Source organism: Bacteroides sp. ET225 (genome assembly GCF_024733745.1).
GTDB lineage: Bacteria > Bacteroidota > Bacteroidia > Bacteroidales > Bacteroidaceae > Phocaeicola > Phocaeicola excrementipullorum.
On record NZ_JANRHN010000020.1, the window covers coordinates 32,823 to 49,197 of the forward strand.

The 16,375-nt window shown below is 48.0% G+C and carries 10 protein-coding genes and 1 tRNA gene; 9 read left to right on the plus strand and 2 right to left on the minus strand.

What is annotated here, in order from left to right; genetic code table 11:
- Positions 1–114: 114 nt before the first annotated feature.
- Positions 115–294: a hypothetical protein gene (locus NW212_RS09810; RefSeq protein ID WP_258338469.1), complete on the minus strand. Its 180-nt coding sequence runs from the start codon at positions 292–294 to the stop codon at positions 115–117.
- 121 nt (positions 295–415) lie between these two features.
- Positions 416–2,704, minus strand: coding sequence for an NADP-dependent malic enzyme (locus NW212_RS09815; protein ID WP_258338470.1), 2,289 nt, complete (start codon positions 2,702–2,704; stop codon positions 416–418).
- Between the two features lie 294 nt (positions 2,705–2,998).
- Here NW212_RS09815 and NW212_RS09820 point away from each other — a divergent pair, with 294 nt between their 5' ends.
- The 9 genes from NW212_RS09820 to NW212_RS09860 all read left to right on the plus strand — a co-directional run bounded on the left by NW212_RS09820 (position 2,999) and on the right by NW212_RS09860 (position 16,372).
- Complete coding sequence (locus tag NW212_RS09820) at positions 2,999–4,207, plus strand: efflux RND transporter periplasmic adaptor subunit (RefSeq protein WP_375337981.1); 1,209 nt, start codon at positions 2,999–3,001, stop codon at positions 4,205–4,207.
- Between the two features lie 45 nt (positions 4,208–4,252).
- Positions 4,253–7,681, plus strand: coding sequence for an efflux RND transporter permease subunit (locus tag NW212_RS09825; protein ID WP_258338472.1), 3,429 nt, complete (start codon positions 4,253–4,255; stop codon positions 7,679–7,681).
- A 14-nt stretch (positions 7,682–7,695) separates the two neighbouring features.
- Positions 7,696–9,081 carry an efflux transporter outer membrane subunit gene (locus NW212_RS09830; protein ID WP_258338473.1) on the plus strand — a complete coding sequence of 462 codons (1,386 nt, stop codon included), beginning with the start codon at positions 7,696–7,698 and terminating at the stop codon, positions 9,079–9,081.
- Between the two features lie 28 nt (positions 9,082–9,109).
- The gene (gene lpxA / locus NW212_RS09835; RefSeq protein ID WP_258338496.1) at positions 9,110–9,877 is read left to right on the plus strand and encodes an acyl-ACP--UDP-N-acetylglucosamine O-acyltransferase; all 768 of its coding nucleotides are present in this window, start codon (positions 9,110–9,112) and stop codon (positions 9,875–9,877) included.
- A gap of 148 nt (positions 9,878–10,025) precedes the next feature.
- Positions 10,026–11,372, plus strand: a complete 1,347-nt coding sequence (locus tag NW212_RS09840) for a hypothetical protein (protein ID WP_258338474.1) — start codon at positions 10,026–10,028, stop codon at positions 11,370–11,372.
- Positions 11,359–12,330, plus strand: coding sequence for an SGNH/GDSL hydrolase family protein (locus NW212_RS09845; protein ID WP_258338475.1), 972 nt, complete (start codon positions 11,359–11,361; stop codon positions 12,328–12,330). Before NW212_RS09840 ends, NW212_RS09845 begins: the two co-directional genes overlap by 14 nt.
- Positions 12,296–13,798 (plus strand): MBOAT family protein, encoded by a 1,503-nt coding sequence (locus NW212_RS09850; RefSeq protein ID WP_258338476.1) that lies wholly within the window; start codon positions 12,296–12,298, stop codon positions 13,796–13,798. The genes NW212_RS09845 and NW212_RS09850 overlap by 35 nt, the downstream gene beginning before the upstream one ends.
- Positions 13,799–13,884: 86 nt before the next feature.
- Positions 13,885–13,956: transfer RNA gene (locus tag NW212_RS09855), tRNA-Arg, on the plus strand.
- A 418-nt stretch (positions 13,957–14,374) separates the two neighbouring features.
- Positions 14,375–16,372, plus strand: a complete 1,998-nt coding sequence (locus NW212_RS09860) for a cytochrome c biogenesis protein CcdA (protein WP_258338477.1) — start codon at positions 14,375–14,377, stop codon at positions 16,370–16,372.
- Positions 16,373–16,375: the final 3 nt, after the last annotated feature.

Here is a 16,375-nt window from a genome sequence, read left to right on the forward strand (position 1 = left end):
TCGTTTGATGTGCCAAAAGTATATCTTTTTTTTGATTTATGCAACAATTGATAAATAAAAATGATGGAAAAATATCAATTTAACTTGTTTGCTGTGTTTATTGTGCCTAAGTGATTATTTGTTCCTGCTTTTTATGGACTTTATGATAGGGATAAACACAAGTGCTCCGGATATGATAAGCATAAGTGTCAGCGGTCCGTCAATTTTCGGTGCAGAGGTGAGTACGATGAAGCAGAGGGCTGCCCAAAGGAGGGTCAGCGTGATGCATTGTGCATTGTTGAGAGGTTTTCGCATAGTTTTTAAAAGGTGAAGTGTAATAAAAAACGAACACAGAGGCGCATTGTCACAGATGTTTGCGGTCAAGATTCTGTGGCTCTGCGGCTCTGTGTCCTGATTCAATCAGCCTGATTGGCGTTTATTCGTTTTCTTTCAGTTTTTTTGCTACGATGGCATCTATACATGCAATGGCTGTGATGTTGACGATATCGCGCACAGAACTTTCGATGTCGGTGAAGTGGATCGGTTTGTTCAGTCCCATCTGGATTGGTCCGATTACTTCTGTTTCGCTCATTCCCTGAATCAGCTGGTAAGTTGCGTTTGCTGAGGTCAGGTTCGGGAATACCAGCGTATTGACATCTTTTCCTTTCAGACGTGTGAACGGATATTTTTCGTCACGCAGCGCATTGTTAAGGGCGAATTTCACTTGCATTTCGCCATCAATTGCCAATTCCGGATATTCTTTCTGCATGTAGGCAACGGCTTCGTGTACTTTAGCGGGGCTTCCTTCCTGATCAGAACCGAAGTTGGAGTATGACAGCATGGCCATAATCGGCTCCTGGTTGAAGAAGCGTACGGCCTTGGCCGACAGTTTTGCAATGTCGATCAGCGCATCAGTATCCGGATGGCGGTTGATCAAGGTATCAGCAATAAAGTAAGTGCCTTGTTTGGAATTGAGGATATGCATGGTTCCGAAGTGCTTGTAGCCCGGCTGAATGCCAATCACTTCTTTGGCCACCTTGATTGTATTGGTATATTTGGTATACAGTCCGGTTACGAAGGCGTCAGCTTCGCCTGTTTCTACCATCATCATGCCGAAATAGTTGCGCTCGAACATCTTGTCGTTGGCTTCCTGGTAGTTTGCTCCTTCGCGGGCGCGTTTTTCGCTGAGGATGCGTGCATATCGTTCGCGGCGTTCTGCCTCGCGGTCATGGCGGAGATTGACGATTTCGATTCCTTCCAGACTCAGCTCTAGTTCTTTAGCGAGCTTTTCGATACGTTCTTCATTTCCTAGAAGAATCGGATGGCAGAGTCCTTCTGATTTGGCTAATACGGCGGCTCTCAGCATATTCGGGTGAATGCCTTCGGCAAATACCACACGTTGCGGGTCGCGCCGTGCCGTTTCATATAACTGGCGGGTCAGTTTGTTTTCTTGTCCCATCAGTTCCTTCAAGTGGTTTCTGTATTCATCCCAGTCGGTGATTTGCTTGCGGGCCACTCCAGATTCCATTGCAGCTCTGGCTACAGCCATGGACACTTCTGTAATCAGGCGCGGGTCGACCGGTTTCGGTATGAAATAGTCGCGTCCGAAAGTCAGGTTGTTTACATGGTAGGCCGCATTGACTACGTCAGGAACTGGTTGCTTGGCAAGTCCTGCGATAGCACGTACAGCAGCCAGTTTCATCGCTTCATTGATGGCGGTTGCGCGGGTGTCCAGTGCGCCCCTGAAGATGTATGGGAATCCGATCACGTTGTTGATCTGGTTGGGATAATCCGAACGTCCGGTAGCCATCAGTACATCCGGACGGGAAGCCATGGCATCTTCATAGGAGATTTCCGGTGTCGGGTTTGCCAGGGCAAATACGATCGGATTTTCGGCCATGCTGCGCACCATATCCTGTGACAGTACGTTTCCTTTTGAAAGGCCGAGGAATACGTCTGCACCCTTGATAGCTTCGGCTAATGTATGGATGTCTGTACGGTCGGTTGCGAAGTATTTCTTTTGTTCGTTCAGGTCGGTGCGCTGTTTTGAAATGACTCCTTTGCTGTCGAGCATTACGATGTTTTCCAGGCGGGCACCAAGTGAAATGTAAAGTTTCGTGCAGGAAACAGCCGAGGCTCCTGCGCCGTTTACGACAATCTTCACATCTTCAATCTTTTTCCCTGCCACTTCGAGCGCATTCAGAAGACCTGCGCTTGAAATGATTGCGGTTCCGTGCTGGTCATCGTGCATTACCGGGATGTCCAGTTCTTCTTTCAAACGTTCTTCGATCTTGAAGCATTCGGGGGCCTTGATATCTTCGAGGTTGATTCCGCCGAAGGTTGGAGCGATGGCTTTGACCGCCTCAATGAATTTGTCCGGGTCTTTTTCGTTTACTTCAATGTCGAACACGTCAATGCCGGCATATATTTTGAAAAGCAGCCCTTTACCTTCCATTACTGGCTTGCCGCTCAGTGCGCCGATATCGCCCAGCCCAAGCACGGCTGTACCGTTTGAAATTACGGCAACCAGATTCCCTTTGTCTGTATAGTCGTATGCAGTTTCTTGATTTTTCTGGATCTCCAGGCAAGGTTCAGCTACTCCGGGGGAGTAGGCCAATGATAAATCGGTTTGTGTTCGGTAAGGCTTGGTCGGGACGACTTCGACCTTTCCCGGTTTGCCCTGCGAGTGATAGAGCAGGGCGGCTTCTCTAGTAATTTTTGTCATACTTATAATGAATTTGGTAAGTTTCAAAAATGAAATGCACGCAAATGTAGAAATAAAATGACAAATAGAAGATTTTTTATATTTAATTTCTGCAAATTGATTGTGTTTGTTAATTTGTTGGTCGGTTAAATTTGCCAGTTGGTCAGATAAAATCGCACAAACTTCGTTTTATGGTTATTCTTAGTTAATTAAGATTTCCCCACACCGATTTTTTCCTATATTTGCAGACTGAAAAAGATGTGTATATATGAAAAACTTCTAATTTATTTAAGGTAAAACATTAATTTTTATAAGATGGATAATATGGAAATGAAAAGAAACAAGAGTTTTTCTTTTAGCCGGATAGCCCTGTTCGCAGTGGGGATATCAATGTTAACCGCTTGCGGAAGTCAAGGCGGAACGATGGGTGACGACCAGTTTGCAGTGCAGGAAGTACAGTCTACTTCCAGTGAGCAGGCCAAACGGTACCCGGCTACTATCAGAGGTTTACAGGACATTGAGATCCGTCCTCAGGTGAGTGGCTTTATTGTGAAGTTGTGTGTTGACGAAGGTGCGACTGTACATAAGGGACAGGCTTTGTTCCAGATTGATCCGACTCAATACAAGGCAGCTTTCGATCAGGCTGCGGCTGGAGTTGAATCTGCCAAAGCTAATTTGAAAACTTTAACAGAAACAGAAGCTAACAAGCGGATGCTTCACGAGCAGAAAATCATCAGTGATTTTGAGTATCAGACTGCTGTCAATAATTTGCTGACAGCTAAGGCCAGCCTTGCACAGGCTGAAGCCTCTTATACGGCAGCCAAGCAGAATCTGGGCTTCTGTACAGTGACGAGTCCTTCAGACGGCGTAATCGGTACTTTCCCTTATCGTATCGGAGCTTTGGTCAGCCCCTCTGTTGCGGAGCCGTTGACTACGGTTTCTCAGATCGGTGATATGTATGTTTATTTTTCGCTGACAGAGAAAGAACTTCTGGCACTGACGAAAGCCGGCGGTACACTGAAAGAGCAGTTGGAAAAAATGCCGGCGGTGCAGTTGGAACTGGCGGACGGAAGCATGTATAGTGAAAAAGGAAAAGTTGATGCTGTGAGCGGTGTCATTGATCAGACTACTGGTTCTGTGAGCATGCGCGCTATCTTCCCCAACAAGAGCAATGTGCTCCGAAGCGGCGGTATGGCGAATGTTGTGTTCCCTTACACAATGGAAAATGTGCTTTTGGTTCCTCAGTCGGCAACGGTTGAAATCCAAGACAAGAAGTTCGTTTATGTTCTTCAGCCGGACAGTACGGTCAAGTATACCGAAATTCAGATTTCTAATTTGAATGACGGCAAAAGCTATATCGTTCTTGGCGGTCTGAAGTCGGGCGACAAGATTGCCGTGGAAGGTGTAACTCGTCTGAACGACGGCATGAAGATTACTCCGATTACTCCCGCTCAGAAGGAAGCCAAATACCGTCAGGCTTTGAAGGACCAGAAGGAAGGCAATCTGGCTACGGCGTTTAATTGATCAGATATGAAATATCTTTATATAATATAATAGGTATAGAACAGAATGAAACTAGATAGATTTATTAACCGTCCGGTATTATCAACCGTTATTTCAATCTTGTTGGTAATCTTGGGCTTTATCGGTCTGGCAACGCTGCCGATTACCCAGTATCCGGACATTGCGCCGCCTACCGTTTCGGTAAGTGCGACTTATACAGGTGCCAATGCGCAGGCTGTGCTGAATTCAGTTATCTCTCCGCTGGAAGACCAGATAAACGGTGTGGAAAACATGATGTATATGCAGTCTACGGCAACAAACAACGGTTCGGCACGTATCACTGTATATTTTAATCAGGGAACTGACCCGGATATGGCACAGGTCAACGTACAGAACCGTGTAACCCAGGCGCAGGGTTTGCTGCCTGCCGAAGTTACTCAGGTCGGGGTGACAACCCAGAAGCGTCAGACTTCGATGCTGATGGTATTCTCGGTGTATGACAAGGAAGACAAATACAATATCGAGTTCCTCGAAAACTACGCAAGTATCAACCTGATTCCGGAAATCAAACGTGTAAGCGGTGTAGGTGATGCCAATGTGATGGGTACCGACTACTCTATGCGTATTTGGTTGAAGCCGGATGTGATGGCGCAATACAAGTTGGTGCCAAGCGATATCACAGGTGTTTTGGCAGAGCAGAACGTTGAAGCTGCACCGGGACAGTTCGGTGAACGCGGCAATCAGTCTTTCCAATACACAATCCGTTATAAGGGACGTTTGTCGAGCACAACAGAATTTGGTGATATTGTCATCAAGTCGCTTTCTAATGGTGAAGTGTTGCGTTTGAAGGACGTGGCTGAAATGGAGCTGGGACGTCTGACCTACAACTTCAACAATACGGTAAACGGTCATAAAGCTGTGTCTTGTATCGTTTACCAGATGGCGGGAACCAATGCTACCGAAACCATTCAGAATCTGGAGAAGGTGCTTGCCGAATACGAGAAGAATCTGCCGGAAGGTTTGGGTATCAATATTGCGCAGAGTGCCAATGACTTCTTGTTCGCTTCTATCCACGAAGTGGTGAAAACGCTGATCGAGGCGTTTATCCTTGTGTTTATCGTGGTATATATCTTCTTGCAGGATATGCGGTCTACGCTGATTCCGGCGATTGCTATTCCGGTTGCATTGATCGCAACTTTCTTTGCCTTGACACTTATCGGATTTAGTATCAACTTGCTGACTCTGTCAGCGATGGTGCTTGCCATTGCCATAGTCGTCGATGATGCCATAGTCGTCGTCGAGGGGGTTCATGCCAAGTTGGACCAAGGTTACAAGTCGGCTCGTGAAGCTTCTATTGACGCTATGAGTGAATTGGGCAGTGCCATTGTCTCCATTACGCTGGTGATGATGTCCGTATTCATTCCGGTAAGTTTCATGAGTGGTACGGCGGGTACTTTCTATCGCCAGTTCGGTTTGACTATGGCGATTGCCATCGGTTTCTCGGCATTGAACGCTTTGACACTTTCTCCGGCTTTGTGTGCTTTGTTCTTGAAGCCGCATAACTCCGAAGCTACACTGAAGGAACGTATGGGTACGGCTTACAAGGAATCGCGTAAGATTCTTGTGGCCCGATATGCAGATGCTCTTGGCCGGTGGATGAATCCGAAGATTGTCATCCTCTTTACGATTATTGCTATTTTGGGTATGATTTTCGGGCTCTTCAGCTTTAGCGAACATCCGGTACTCTGCATTGTGATGATTGTAATCAGTGTTCTGGCTTTTGCGGGAATGACTACTGACAAGTTCAAGGATTCGTTCAACAAGTCGTATAACTCGTTGCTGGCAAAATACAAGAAACGTGTCGTTGCATTTATCCATAAGCGTTGGCTGTCAATGGGTCTGGTTGCCGGGGCGATTGCGCTTTTGGTTGTATTCATGAGCATTACGCCTACCGGTATGGTTCCGAATGAAGATACGGGTACGATTATGGGTTCTGTGACTTTGCCCCCGGGCACTTCGCAGGAACGTGCTCAGGAAGTGCTGACTAAAGTTGACAGCTTGATCGCAGCGGACCCGGCTGTTCAGTCGCGCACGGTGATTTCCGGATTCAGTTTCATCGGTAGCGGACAAGGTCCTTCTTACGGATCTATCATTATCAAGTTGAAAGACTGGGAAGAGCGTACAACACAGCAAAGTTCTGACATCGTGGTTGCATCATTGTTTATGCGTTCGCAGAAGTTGTTCAAGGATGCACAGGTATTGTTCTTTGCGCCTCCTATGATTCCGGGTTACTCTATTTCGACCGATATCGAGTTGAATATGCAGGATAAGACCGGAGGTAGCCTGGATCATTTCTTCCAGGTTGTAAACGACTACATTGCCGCATTGCAGAAGCGTCCGGAAATCAATTCTGCATCAACGAACTTCAACCCGAGTTTCCCGCAGTATCAGATGGATATCGACGCTGCCGCTTGTAAAAAAGCAGGTATCAGTCCGAGCGACATTTTGACGACGATGCAGGGCTACTTCGGAGGTATCTACGCTTCCAACTTCAACAGCTTCGGTAAGATGTACCGTGTTATGATTCAGGCAGAACCGGATGCAACGAAGAATCTTGAGTCGTTGAACAGCATTAAGGTGCGCGGAAGTGACGGTGAGATGGCTCCAATTTCACAGTTCGTTTCGATGAAGAAAATCTACGGTCCGGATGTGATCAGCCGTTTCAACCTGTATACTTCTATTCAGGTGATGGTATCCCCGGCAGCCGGATATTCTTCAGGACAGGCTCTTCAGGCTATAGCTGAGGTTGCAGATCAGGATTTGCCTGCCGGCTTCGGTTACGAATTGGGAGGTATGGCGCGTGAGGAAGCGCAGACAACAAATACAACGGGAATTATCTTTGTATTGTGTCTTGTGTTCGTTTACTTGCTGTTGAGTGCTCAGTACGAAAGCTACCTGCTGCCGTTGGCCGTATTGCTTTCAATACCTTGCGGTCTGTTGGGAAGCTTCCTGTTTGTGAACGGCTTCTCTGCTTTGGGAAGCATTCCGGCATTGAAGATGATATTGGGAACCATGTCGAACGATATTTATATGCAGATTGCATTGATCATGTTGATGGGTCTGTTGGCTAAGAATGCGATTTTGATCGTAGAGTTTGCCCTTGACCGCCGCAAGCAAGGCATGAGCATTTCGTGGGCCGCCGTCCTCGGAGCTTCAGCCCGTTTGCGTCCGATTCTGATGACATCATTGGCGATGATTATCGGTTTGCTTCCGTTGATGTTTGCCTTTGGCGTAGGTGCTCATGGTAACCGTACGCTGGGTGCATCCGCTATCGGTGGTATGTTGATCGGCATGATATTCCAGATTTTCATTGTGCCTGTGCTGTTCGTGATATTCCAGTGGCTGCAGGAAAAGGTTAAACCGATGGAATGGGATAGCTTGGACGAAAGTGAAGTGGAAGCAGAAATAGAACAGTATACTCCTAATAAACGCTAAATGACAAGACAATAATGAAGAAACAGATAATAGGAATGATGTGTGTAGCTGCTATGATGAGCAGCTGCCACATCTACAGAGCTTATGATCGTCCGGAAACGATAGATGCTTCAGGCATCTATCGTGACCCGGTATCAGAAACGGACACGCTGGCTGTTACCGATACGGCGAATATGGGTAATCTTCCGTGGAAGGAAGTGTTCCGTGATCCGAAACTGCAGGCTTTGATAGAGGAAGGACTTGCCAGCAATGTGGATTTGCAGGCCGCCATTCTCCGTGTGGAAGAGGCGAAAGCGATGCTTACCGCAGCCAAACTGTCTTATTTGCCTTCCATAAACTTTGCTCCGCAGGGAACGTTGAGCAGTTTTGACAAGATGAAGCCAAGCCAGACGTATCAGATTCCGGTTGCCGCAAGCTGGGAAATCGATCTGTTCGGAAAGTTGCTGAATGCGAAACGCGGACAGCGTGCGGCTTATTTGCAGAGCCAGTATACTCAGCAGTCTGTCCGTTCGCAGATTATTTGCGGCATTGCCAATACATACTACTCGCTGCTGATGCTTGACCGTCAAGTGCAGATCACTTCTGAAACGGTAGCTATATACAAGGAGAATGTACGTACGATGGAAGCGATGAAGATTGCCGGCATGACTACCGAAGCAGGAGTAGCACAGATTCGCGCTGCTTATCATCAGGTGCAGGCTTCTTTGCTGGACTTGCAGCGTCAGGTGCGCGAAACTGAAAATTCGCTTTGCATCTTGCTGGCAAAGACTCCCCAGCAGATTGACCGAAGCACACTGGAGGAACAGGTAATGCCGGATGAACTCATGGTAGGAGTTCCCTTGCAGTTGCTGGAAAACCGTCCGGATGTGAAAGTTGCCGAAATGACTCTGGCAAGCGCTTATTATACTACAAATCAGGCACGTTCTGCTTTTTATCCGAGCATTACAATCAGCGGTACGGCCGGATGGACCAACAGTGCCGGAAGTTCGATTGTCAATCCCGGAAAGGCTATATTAAGTGCTGTGGCTTCGCTGGCGCAGCCTATCTTCAATCGCGGACAGCTTATTGCTAATTTGAAGGTGTCGAAGGCTGAAGAGAAGATTGCGCAGATGAACTACCAGCAGACAATTCTGGAAGCTGGACAGGAAGTGAGCAACGCTTTGCGTCTGTATGATACGCAAGACAAGAAGCTGGAGCAGGATCGCCAGCAGGTAGATCAGCTGGATAAGGCAGTGACTTATACGAAGGCTTTGTTCCAGAGCGGTGATGCTACTTACCTGGAGATTCTGACAGCACAGCAAAGTCTGCTGAGTGCCCAGTTGACTGAAGTTTCAGACAATATGCAGCGTATACAGGCCGTGGTTTCCTTGTACAGTGCATTGGGCGGCGGTAGAAATTAATTTAACCTTAAAATAATTGTGTATGACTATGATTAGCCCTTTAGCTTATGTTGATCCGTCTGCAAAGATCGGAAAAAACGTCACCGTTCATCCGTTTGCCTATATCGACAAGAATGTTGAGATAGGCGACGACAATGTGATCATGCCTTATGCCAGCCTGATGAGCGGAGCGCGTATGGGAAACGGAAATACCGTTTACCAGGGTGCGGTGGTAGCTGCCGTTCCGCAAGATTTCACTTATACGGGTGAGGACACTTGCGCGTATGTAGGAAACAACAACGTGATTCGAGAGAACGCAGTGATAATCCGTGGTACGCATAAAGGGCATGATACGGTGGTCGGTAACGGAAACTTTATCATGACCGGAGCGCGCTTGTCGCATGACGTGCAAGTAGGTAATAGCTGCATCATCGGAAACGGATCGCAAGTTTCCGGCAATTGCATCATTGAAGACTATTCGATTCTTACGTCGAATGTGCTGATGCAGGGAAACACCCGCCTGGGCACTTATGCAGTGGTTCAGGGCGGCTGCCGTTTCGTGAGGGATATTCCTCCTTACATTGTAGCTGCGCACGAGCCGATTGAATTTTACAGCATCAATACGATTGTGCTGGAGCGTGCTGGTTTCTCGGAAACTTTGATCAAGCATATCGCGCAGGCTTATCGCATTCTTTACAAGGCGAATACGTCGCAGCACGATGCGCTGATCCGTATCCGTGAGCAAGTGCCCAACAGCAAGGAAATCAACCATATCATTGAATTTGTAGAAAGTTCGAAATTAGGGATTATCCGTTGACAGGTTGTCGGCACTGAATTGATATTGAAGGTTGCTTTCGGAGAGCTTTTCCGGAAGCAACCTTTCTTTTTGCGAAAAAACGGTTTGCTTCATGCTTTCTTTCCAAATTTACTCTATCTTTGCAGCGCTTTTATAGAATGGATTTGTCATGAAAAATAAGTTGCTTGCCACATTTTTGCTGGCATTGCTGGTTGTGTCGGGATTGTTTGTCCTTCATTTTCTTCCTCCCATGTCGGTGGGAGGGAAGCCTTTGCGTAAGGTAGACTTGCTTTCTGACATTCGCGTCGACAAGGTATTGCCCGCTGATTCGGATACCTTGCCGCTTCCTCCTCCGGTCAAGCCGGCTTTTGTGGATACCTGCAAGGATGGCATGGTGTGCATAGAAGACTATGCAGACTCAACGGGGCATGGTATGGCTCATTTTTATGAAGCGCTTGCCGGCAGGCAGACTTTGGGCAGGCCTGTCCGTATTGCTTATTTCGGCGATTCTTTTATCGAAGCGGATATTCTGACCGGTGACCTGAGGAAAATGCTTCAAAAACGTTTCGGAGGAAGCGGAGTTGGCTATGTCCCTGTAACAACCCGAATTGCCGGGTTCCGCCGAAGCGTCCGCCAGTCTTTTGGCGGTTGGGGCAGCCATTCGATCACAGATTCTGTCCGGTTCGACCGTTCGTTGCAGGATCTGTCAAACCATTATTTTATACCTTCTCCCGGAGCTTTTGTTGAATTGAAAGGAGATACTTCATCCGTTTCGTCCTGCTATTTTGTCGCTTCCGATTCCATTTGCATTGCCGCCTCGGTAAACGGGACGGAACCCCAGCGTTTCCGTGTCGCTGGCCAAGAAGGATTGCGCAAGCTGTCGGTAAACGGGCGCATCGGTACTGTGCGCTGGACAGTGGAGCGTTTTGATTCGATACCTGTTTTCTATGCGGTTACGATGGATCCTTCAGAAGGCATCATTCTCGACAACTTCAGCACGCGGGGGAGCAGCGGCCAGCAATTGGGAGGCGTTCCTGCTCCGTTGTTGAGGCAATATGCCTCCTTGAGGACATACGACCTGATCGTTCTCCAATACGGTTTGAACGTGGCTTCCGGAGGACTGACGAATTATGCTTATTATAAGGATGCCATGACACGGGTGGTCAACTACCTGAAGCAGGCGTTTCCACAAGCTTCTGTTTTGATTGTGGGAGTAGGAGATCGGGAATCGAAGGATGAAAACGGCAATTTGCGTACAATGCCTGAGGTGAAAAGCCTTGTCCGCTACCAGCAATTACTGGCGGCAGAAACCAAAGTGGCGTTCTGGAATATGTATGATGCGATGGGGGGCGAAGGAAGCATGGTCAGAATGGTTGAAAGCAAGCCCGCAATGGCGAATTATGATTATACCCACATCAATTTCCATGGAGGCAAACACCTGGCAGGCATCTTGTTCGAAACGTTGATGTATGGAATGGAGCAATATGAAAAGCGTAAGGCCTATGAAGCGGAATAGGAGGATATGCATTGCTTGTCTGCTGGCGTGCCTGATGTGCGTATGCCCTTCGTTGCAGGCGCAAGACTCGTTGCCTCAGCTTCCTCCGCGTGACCGCAATTCGGGTCCGGTATACGGAAGTTTTGCGATGCAGCGGCTGATGAAATATATTCCGGTTGCCGGCTCGATGCCTTCAGCATTCAGGGAAACGCTTGAAAACCGGATTTCTGATCCGAAGAAAGAACTGTTTCCGTTGTGGAAGAAGATTTCGCAAATGAATGCCCCGGTACGCATTGTGCATATCGGCGATTCCCATGTGCGCGGTCACATTTATCCCTATGTCGTACGCAAGCTTCTGGAGGAAGATTTCGGAGGAGATGCTGTGCTTGACATGAAAGTGACTTACGGTACTTCGGGTCTGGCGCATGAAACCGGGGCTCCCGGCATAGTCTATCATATCCTGGGAGTGAACGGCAGCACCTGTTCTACCTTCTCCACTCCCGGAAACATCCGTGAAGTTGCAGGCCTTCATCCGGATCTGGTCATCCTCTCTTTCGGAACGAACGAAGCTCATGGTCGGCGTTATTCTCCGTCTGAGCACCGGGCAAGCATGGATTCATTGCTGTCGCAGATTCGTCGGGAATGTCCGGATGCGGCGTTTTTGCTTACCACTCCTCCGGGAGCTTATGTCAGGAACGGTCGCCGTGGGCCGCGGGTGGTCAATCCCCGCACTTCTCTGGTTGTGCAGACGCAGAAGGAGTACGCTGCTTCTCACGGACTTGCCATCTGGGACCTTTATGACATTGTTGGCGGAAAAAGCTTCGCCTGCCGGAATTGGAATGCCGGCCATTATTACCAGCGGGATAAAATTCATTTTACGGCCGACGGCTATAGGCTGCAGGGATTATTATTACATGAAGCAATTATAAAAGCGTATAACGATTATGTGGAAACTCAATTGGGAGGAGATGGGCATTGACTGGAGCAAGGTGGCCGGCGTGCTTACGTATGATCCGCACCAGCCGATGATATTTAACAGCGGACTTTTCCTTTTCCTTTTTTTAGGATTCAGCCTGGTTTATGTGCTGTTGCGTCATAAAACGACGGCACGCCTGCTGTTTGTGACGTTGTTTTCTTATTATTTCTATTATAAGAGCAGCGGAGTTTATTTTTATCTGCTGGGCATCGTTACGGTGTCTGACTTTCTGCTTGCGCACCGTATGGAGCGTACGGAAACTCCCTGGAAGCGCAAGCTGCTTGTCGTCACCAGCCTGTGCATCAATCTCGGGCTGCTCTGCTATTTCAAGTATACGAACTTTTTCTATGAGATGCTGGCTCCTCTCTGGAACGGAACTTTCACCCCTCTTGACATTTTCCTGCCTGTGGGGATTTCGTTCTTCACTTTTCAGTCGTTGAGTTATACGCTTGATGTATACCGCAGGGAGCTGAAGCCTCTCTCCAGTCTGCTGGACTATGCGTTCTATGTGTCATTTTTCCCGCAGCTGGTGGCAGGGCCGATTGTCCGTGCCCGTGATTTTGTTCCTCAGATTCGCCGTCCGCTGTTTGTTTCTTCTGAGATGTTCGGGCAGGGAATCTTTTTCATTGTGAGCGGATTGTTCAAGAAGGCTGTTATTTCTGACTACATCAGCATCAATTTTGTGGAACGCATTTTTGACAATCCGGGACTTTATTCGGGTCTGGAGAACCTTTTCGGCGTTTATGGCTATGCCCTTCAGATTTATTGCGACTTTTCCGGCTACAGTGATATGGCTATCGGTCTGGCGTTGCTGTTGGGCTTTCATTTTCCTCTGAACTTCAACTCCCCCTACAAGGCTGAAAGCGTGACCGATTTCTGGCACCGCTGGCATATATCACTTTCTACCTGGCTGAGGGACTACCTGTATATTTCATTGGGAGGGAACCGGAAAGGAAAAATCCGCACTTATGTCAATTTGATGCTGACCATGCTGCTGGGCGGTCTGTGGCACGGCGCGTCGTGGAATTTCATTGTATGGGGAGGCCTTCATGGGGCTGCTTTGGCTGTACACAAATATTTCCGCAGTGTATTGGGACGTCCGAAAAACTACCGCAGTTCGGGGCTCCGGCGTTTTTTTGCTGTAGTTATTACGTTTCATTTCGTGTGTTTCTGCTGGATTTTTTTCCGTAATTCCACATTTGAGGCATCTACCGTGATGATACGTCAGATTTTTACGGCGTTCCATCCTGAGCTCTTCATGCAGCTTGTCGCCGGATATTGGCAGGTTTTTGTGCTGATGGGAGTGGGCTTTGCGCTGCACTGGTGTCCTGACAGTTGGCAGAATGCGTGCGGACGTGGAATGACCCGCCTGCCTCTTTTGGCACAGGCTTTGGTGCTGGTTGCCTTGATTTATCTTGTTATTCAGGTGAAAAGCAGTGACATCCAGCCTTTCATTTATTTCCAGTTCTGACGCAGGAAAAAATATTTTTGTGAAAAAATTAGGAGATAAGCGCGAATAATTGTACTTTTGTTCCGCATTTGAAAAAGATGTCTTTTGCGCCCGTAGTTCAATGGATAGAATAAAGGATTCCGGTTCCTTCGATTGGGGTTCGACTCCCCACGGGCGTACAAAAAGCGAGGTCTATAGCCTCGCTTTTTGTATTTGTAAAGGACAAAGGGGAATGGGGGGTCAGAGGTTATGGCCTGCCATTGAAATATGAAAAGTGTGAATCCTGAGAAAGCGGCAGAAAGCTCCGGGAAATGGCGGTTTTCCGCAAAAAAACTGTATCTCCAGCCTGGAGATACAAATCTCTAGACTAAAGATGCATATCTCTAACTTGGAGATGCATGTCTTCAGGCTGGAGATAGCTTCTTCAGCGCATGTTTTTTGTCTAGCTTCTGCGGAGAATTTGTTTTCTGGCAGGCATCGCTTCGTTTCTGCATGTTGGAAGCGGTGATAAAAGATTGAGGTTTGACATTATGGTCTTGCTAAAAGTTGTATCTTTGCGTCTGAAAAATCAGTTGGAAATAAAAATAGAAAATAATTATGGGAAGAAGGTTATTTGTTGGCTGTTTTCTGGCGGTCATTTGCTGTCTGCAGATGGTGGCCCAGATTCAGGAGCCTGTAAAGTTCAAGACAGAATGGAAGGCGCTTTCGGAGAATGAGGCAGAAATAGTCTTTACCGGGACGATAGAAGCCGGATGGCATGTCTACTCGACCGATTTGCCGGAAGGAGGACCTATCTCTGCCACTTTCAATCTTGACCAGATTTCGGGCGCCGAGCTTGCTGGGAAACTTGAGCCGAGAGGGAAAGTGGTTGAAAAGATGGATCCTATTTTCGGAATGCAGGTGAAGTATTTTGAAGGAAGCAAGGCTGTCTTTGCGCAGAAGCTCAAGTTGAAAGGCGGAGCTTACGATGTGAAGGGGTTTCTGCAATTCGGTGCCTGCAACGATGAAAACTGCCTGCCTCCTACCAATGTGGACTTTTCGTTTGCCGGGAAGGCGGAGGGCAGGAGTGTGCCTGCTGCTTCTGAGGAAGAGCAGAAAGATACGGCGGTTGCCGCTCAGATTCCCCTGATACCGCTGACTCCCGCTGTCCGGCCGGATGCCGGGAACGATTACTGGAAACCGGTCATCAATGAACTGCGCGGTTACGGCGAGCAGGTGAGTCAGGAATCTTATTCGTGGCTTTATATTTTCTTTGCCGGGTTTGTAGGCGGTCTTCTGGCTCTGTTTACTCCCTGCGTGTGGCCTATCATACCGATGACGGTGAGCTTCTTTTTGAAACGCACGAAGGACAAGAGGAAAGGCATTCGCGATGCCATCACATACGGTGCTTCCATTGTAGTCATTTATGTGGCCTTGGGACTTGCCATTACACTGATCTTCGGGGCCAGCGCGTTGAATGATTTGTCGACAAGTGCGGTTTTCAATATCTTTTTCTTCCTGATGCTGGTTGTGTTTGCCGCATCGTTTTTCGGGGCGTTCGAAATCACCCTGCCTTCGAAATGGAGCAATGCCGTCGACAGCAAGGCGGAACAGACTACCGGCCTGTTGAGCATATTTCTTATGGCATTTACCTTGTCGCTGGTTTCATTCTCCTGTACAGGACCGATCATCGGTTTCCTTCTGGTTGAAGTGTCAACAACGAACAGCGTGATAGCCCCTGCTCTTGGAATGCTTGGATTTGCCATTGCGCTTGCCCTGCCGTTTACTTTGTTTGCACTCTTCCCGTCGTGGCTGAAGTCAATGCCGAAATCGGGAGGCTGGATGAATGTCATCAAAGTCGTGCTTGGCTTCCTTGAACTGGCCTTTGCGCTGAAGTTCTTGTCTGTTGCCGACTTGGCTTACGGCTGGAGGATTCTCGACCGCGAAACATTCCTTGCTTTGTGGATTGTCATTTTCGCTTTGCTGGGACTGTATCTGCTGGGAAAAATCAAGTTCCCGCACGATGATGACGAAACAAAGGTCAGCGTGCCCCGCTTCTTCCTCGCATTGATTTCGCTGGCGTTTGCCGTTTATATGGTGCCCGGGCTTTGGGGCGCTCCGCTAAAGGCCGTGAGTGCTTTTGCTCCTCCCATGCAGACGCAGGATTTCAATTTGTATAAGAATGAAGTGCATGCTAAGTTTTACGACTATGAGGCGGGAATGGAGTATGCGCGCCAGCAGGGAAAGCCGGTGATGATTGACTTTACAGGGTATGGCTGCGTGAACTGCCGCAAAATGGAACTTGCCGTGTGGACGGATCCGAAGGTGAGCAAGTTGCTCAATGAAGATTATGTGCTGATCACTTTGTATGTGGACGAAAAGGACAAGTTACCCGAGCCGATCAAGGTTACAGAAAACGGGACGGAACGCACGCTTCGCACCGTGGGCGATAAATGGAGCTATTTGCAGCGTTCCAAATTCGGAGCGAATGCCCAGCCGTTTTATGTTTTGCTCGACAATGAAGGGATGCCGCTGAACAAGTCTTATTCGTATGATGAAGACATTGACAGGTATGTGGACTTCCTGGAAACCGGATTGAAGAACTATAAGAAGTAAGGT

Excerpts from the sequence above, each read along its gene's own strand:
- NW212_RS09810 (WP_258338469.1), bottom strand. The coding sequence starts at position 294 with ATGCGAAAACCTCTCAACAATGCACAATGCATCACGCTGACCCTCCTT.
- NW212_RS09815 (WP_258338470.1), bottom strand. The coding sequence starts at position 2,704 with ATGACAAAAATTACTAGAGAAGCCGCCCTGCTCTATCACTCGCAGGGC.
- NW212_RS09820 (WP_375337981.1), top strand. The coding sequence starts at position 2,999 with ATGGATAATATGGAAATGAAAAGAAACAAGAGTTTTTCTTTTAGCCGG.
- NW212_RS09825 (WP_258338472.1), top strand. The coding sequence starts at position 4,253 with ATGAAACTAGATAGATTTATTAACCGTCCGGTATTATCAACCGTTATT.
- NW212_RS09830 (WP_258338473.1), top strand. The coding sequence starts at position 7,696 with ATGAAGAAACAGATAATAGGAATGATGTGTGTAGCTGCTATGATGAGC.
- lpxA (WP_258338496.1), top strand. The coding sequence starts at position 9,110 with ATGATTAGCCCTTTAGCTTATGTTGATCCGTCTGCAAAGATCGGAAAA.
- NW212_RS09840 (WP_258338474.1), top strand. The coding sequence starts at position 10,026 with ATGAAAAATAAGTTGCTTGCCACATTTTTGCTGGCATTGCTGGTTGTG.
- NW212_RS09845 (WP_258338475.1), top strand. The coding sequence starts at position 11,359 with ATGAAGCGGAATAGGAGGATATGCATTGCTTGTCTGCTGGCGTGCCTG.
- NW212_RS09850 (WP_258338476.1), top strand. The coding sequence starts at position 12,296 with ATGTGGAAACTCAATTGGGAGGAGATGGGCATTGACTGGAGCAAGGTG.
- NW212_RS09860 (WP_258338477.1), top strand. The coding sequence starts at position 14,375 with ATGGGAAGAAGGTTATTTGTTGGCTGTTTTCTGGCGGTCATTTGCTGT.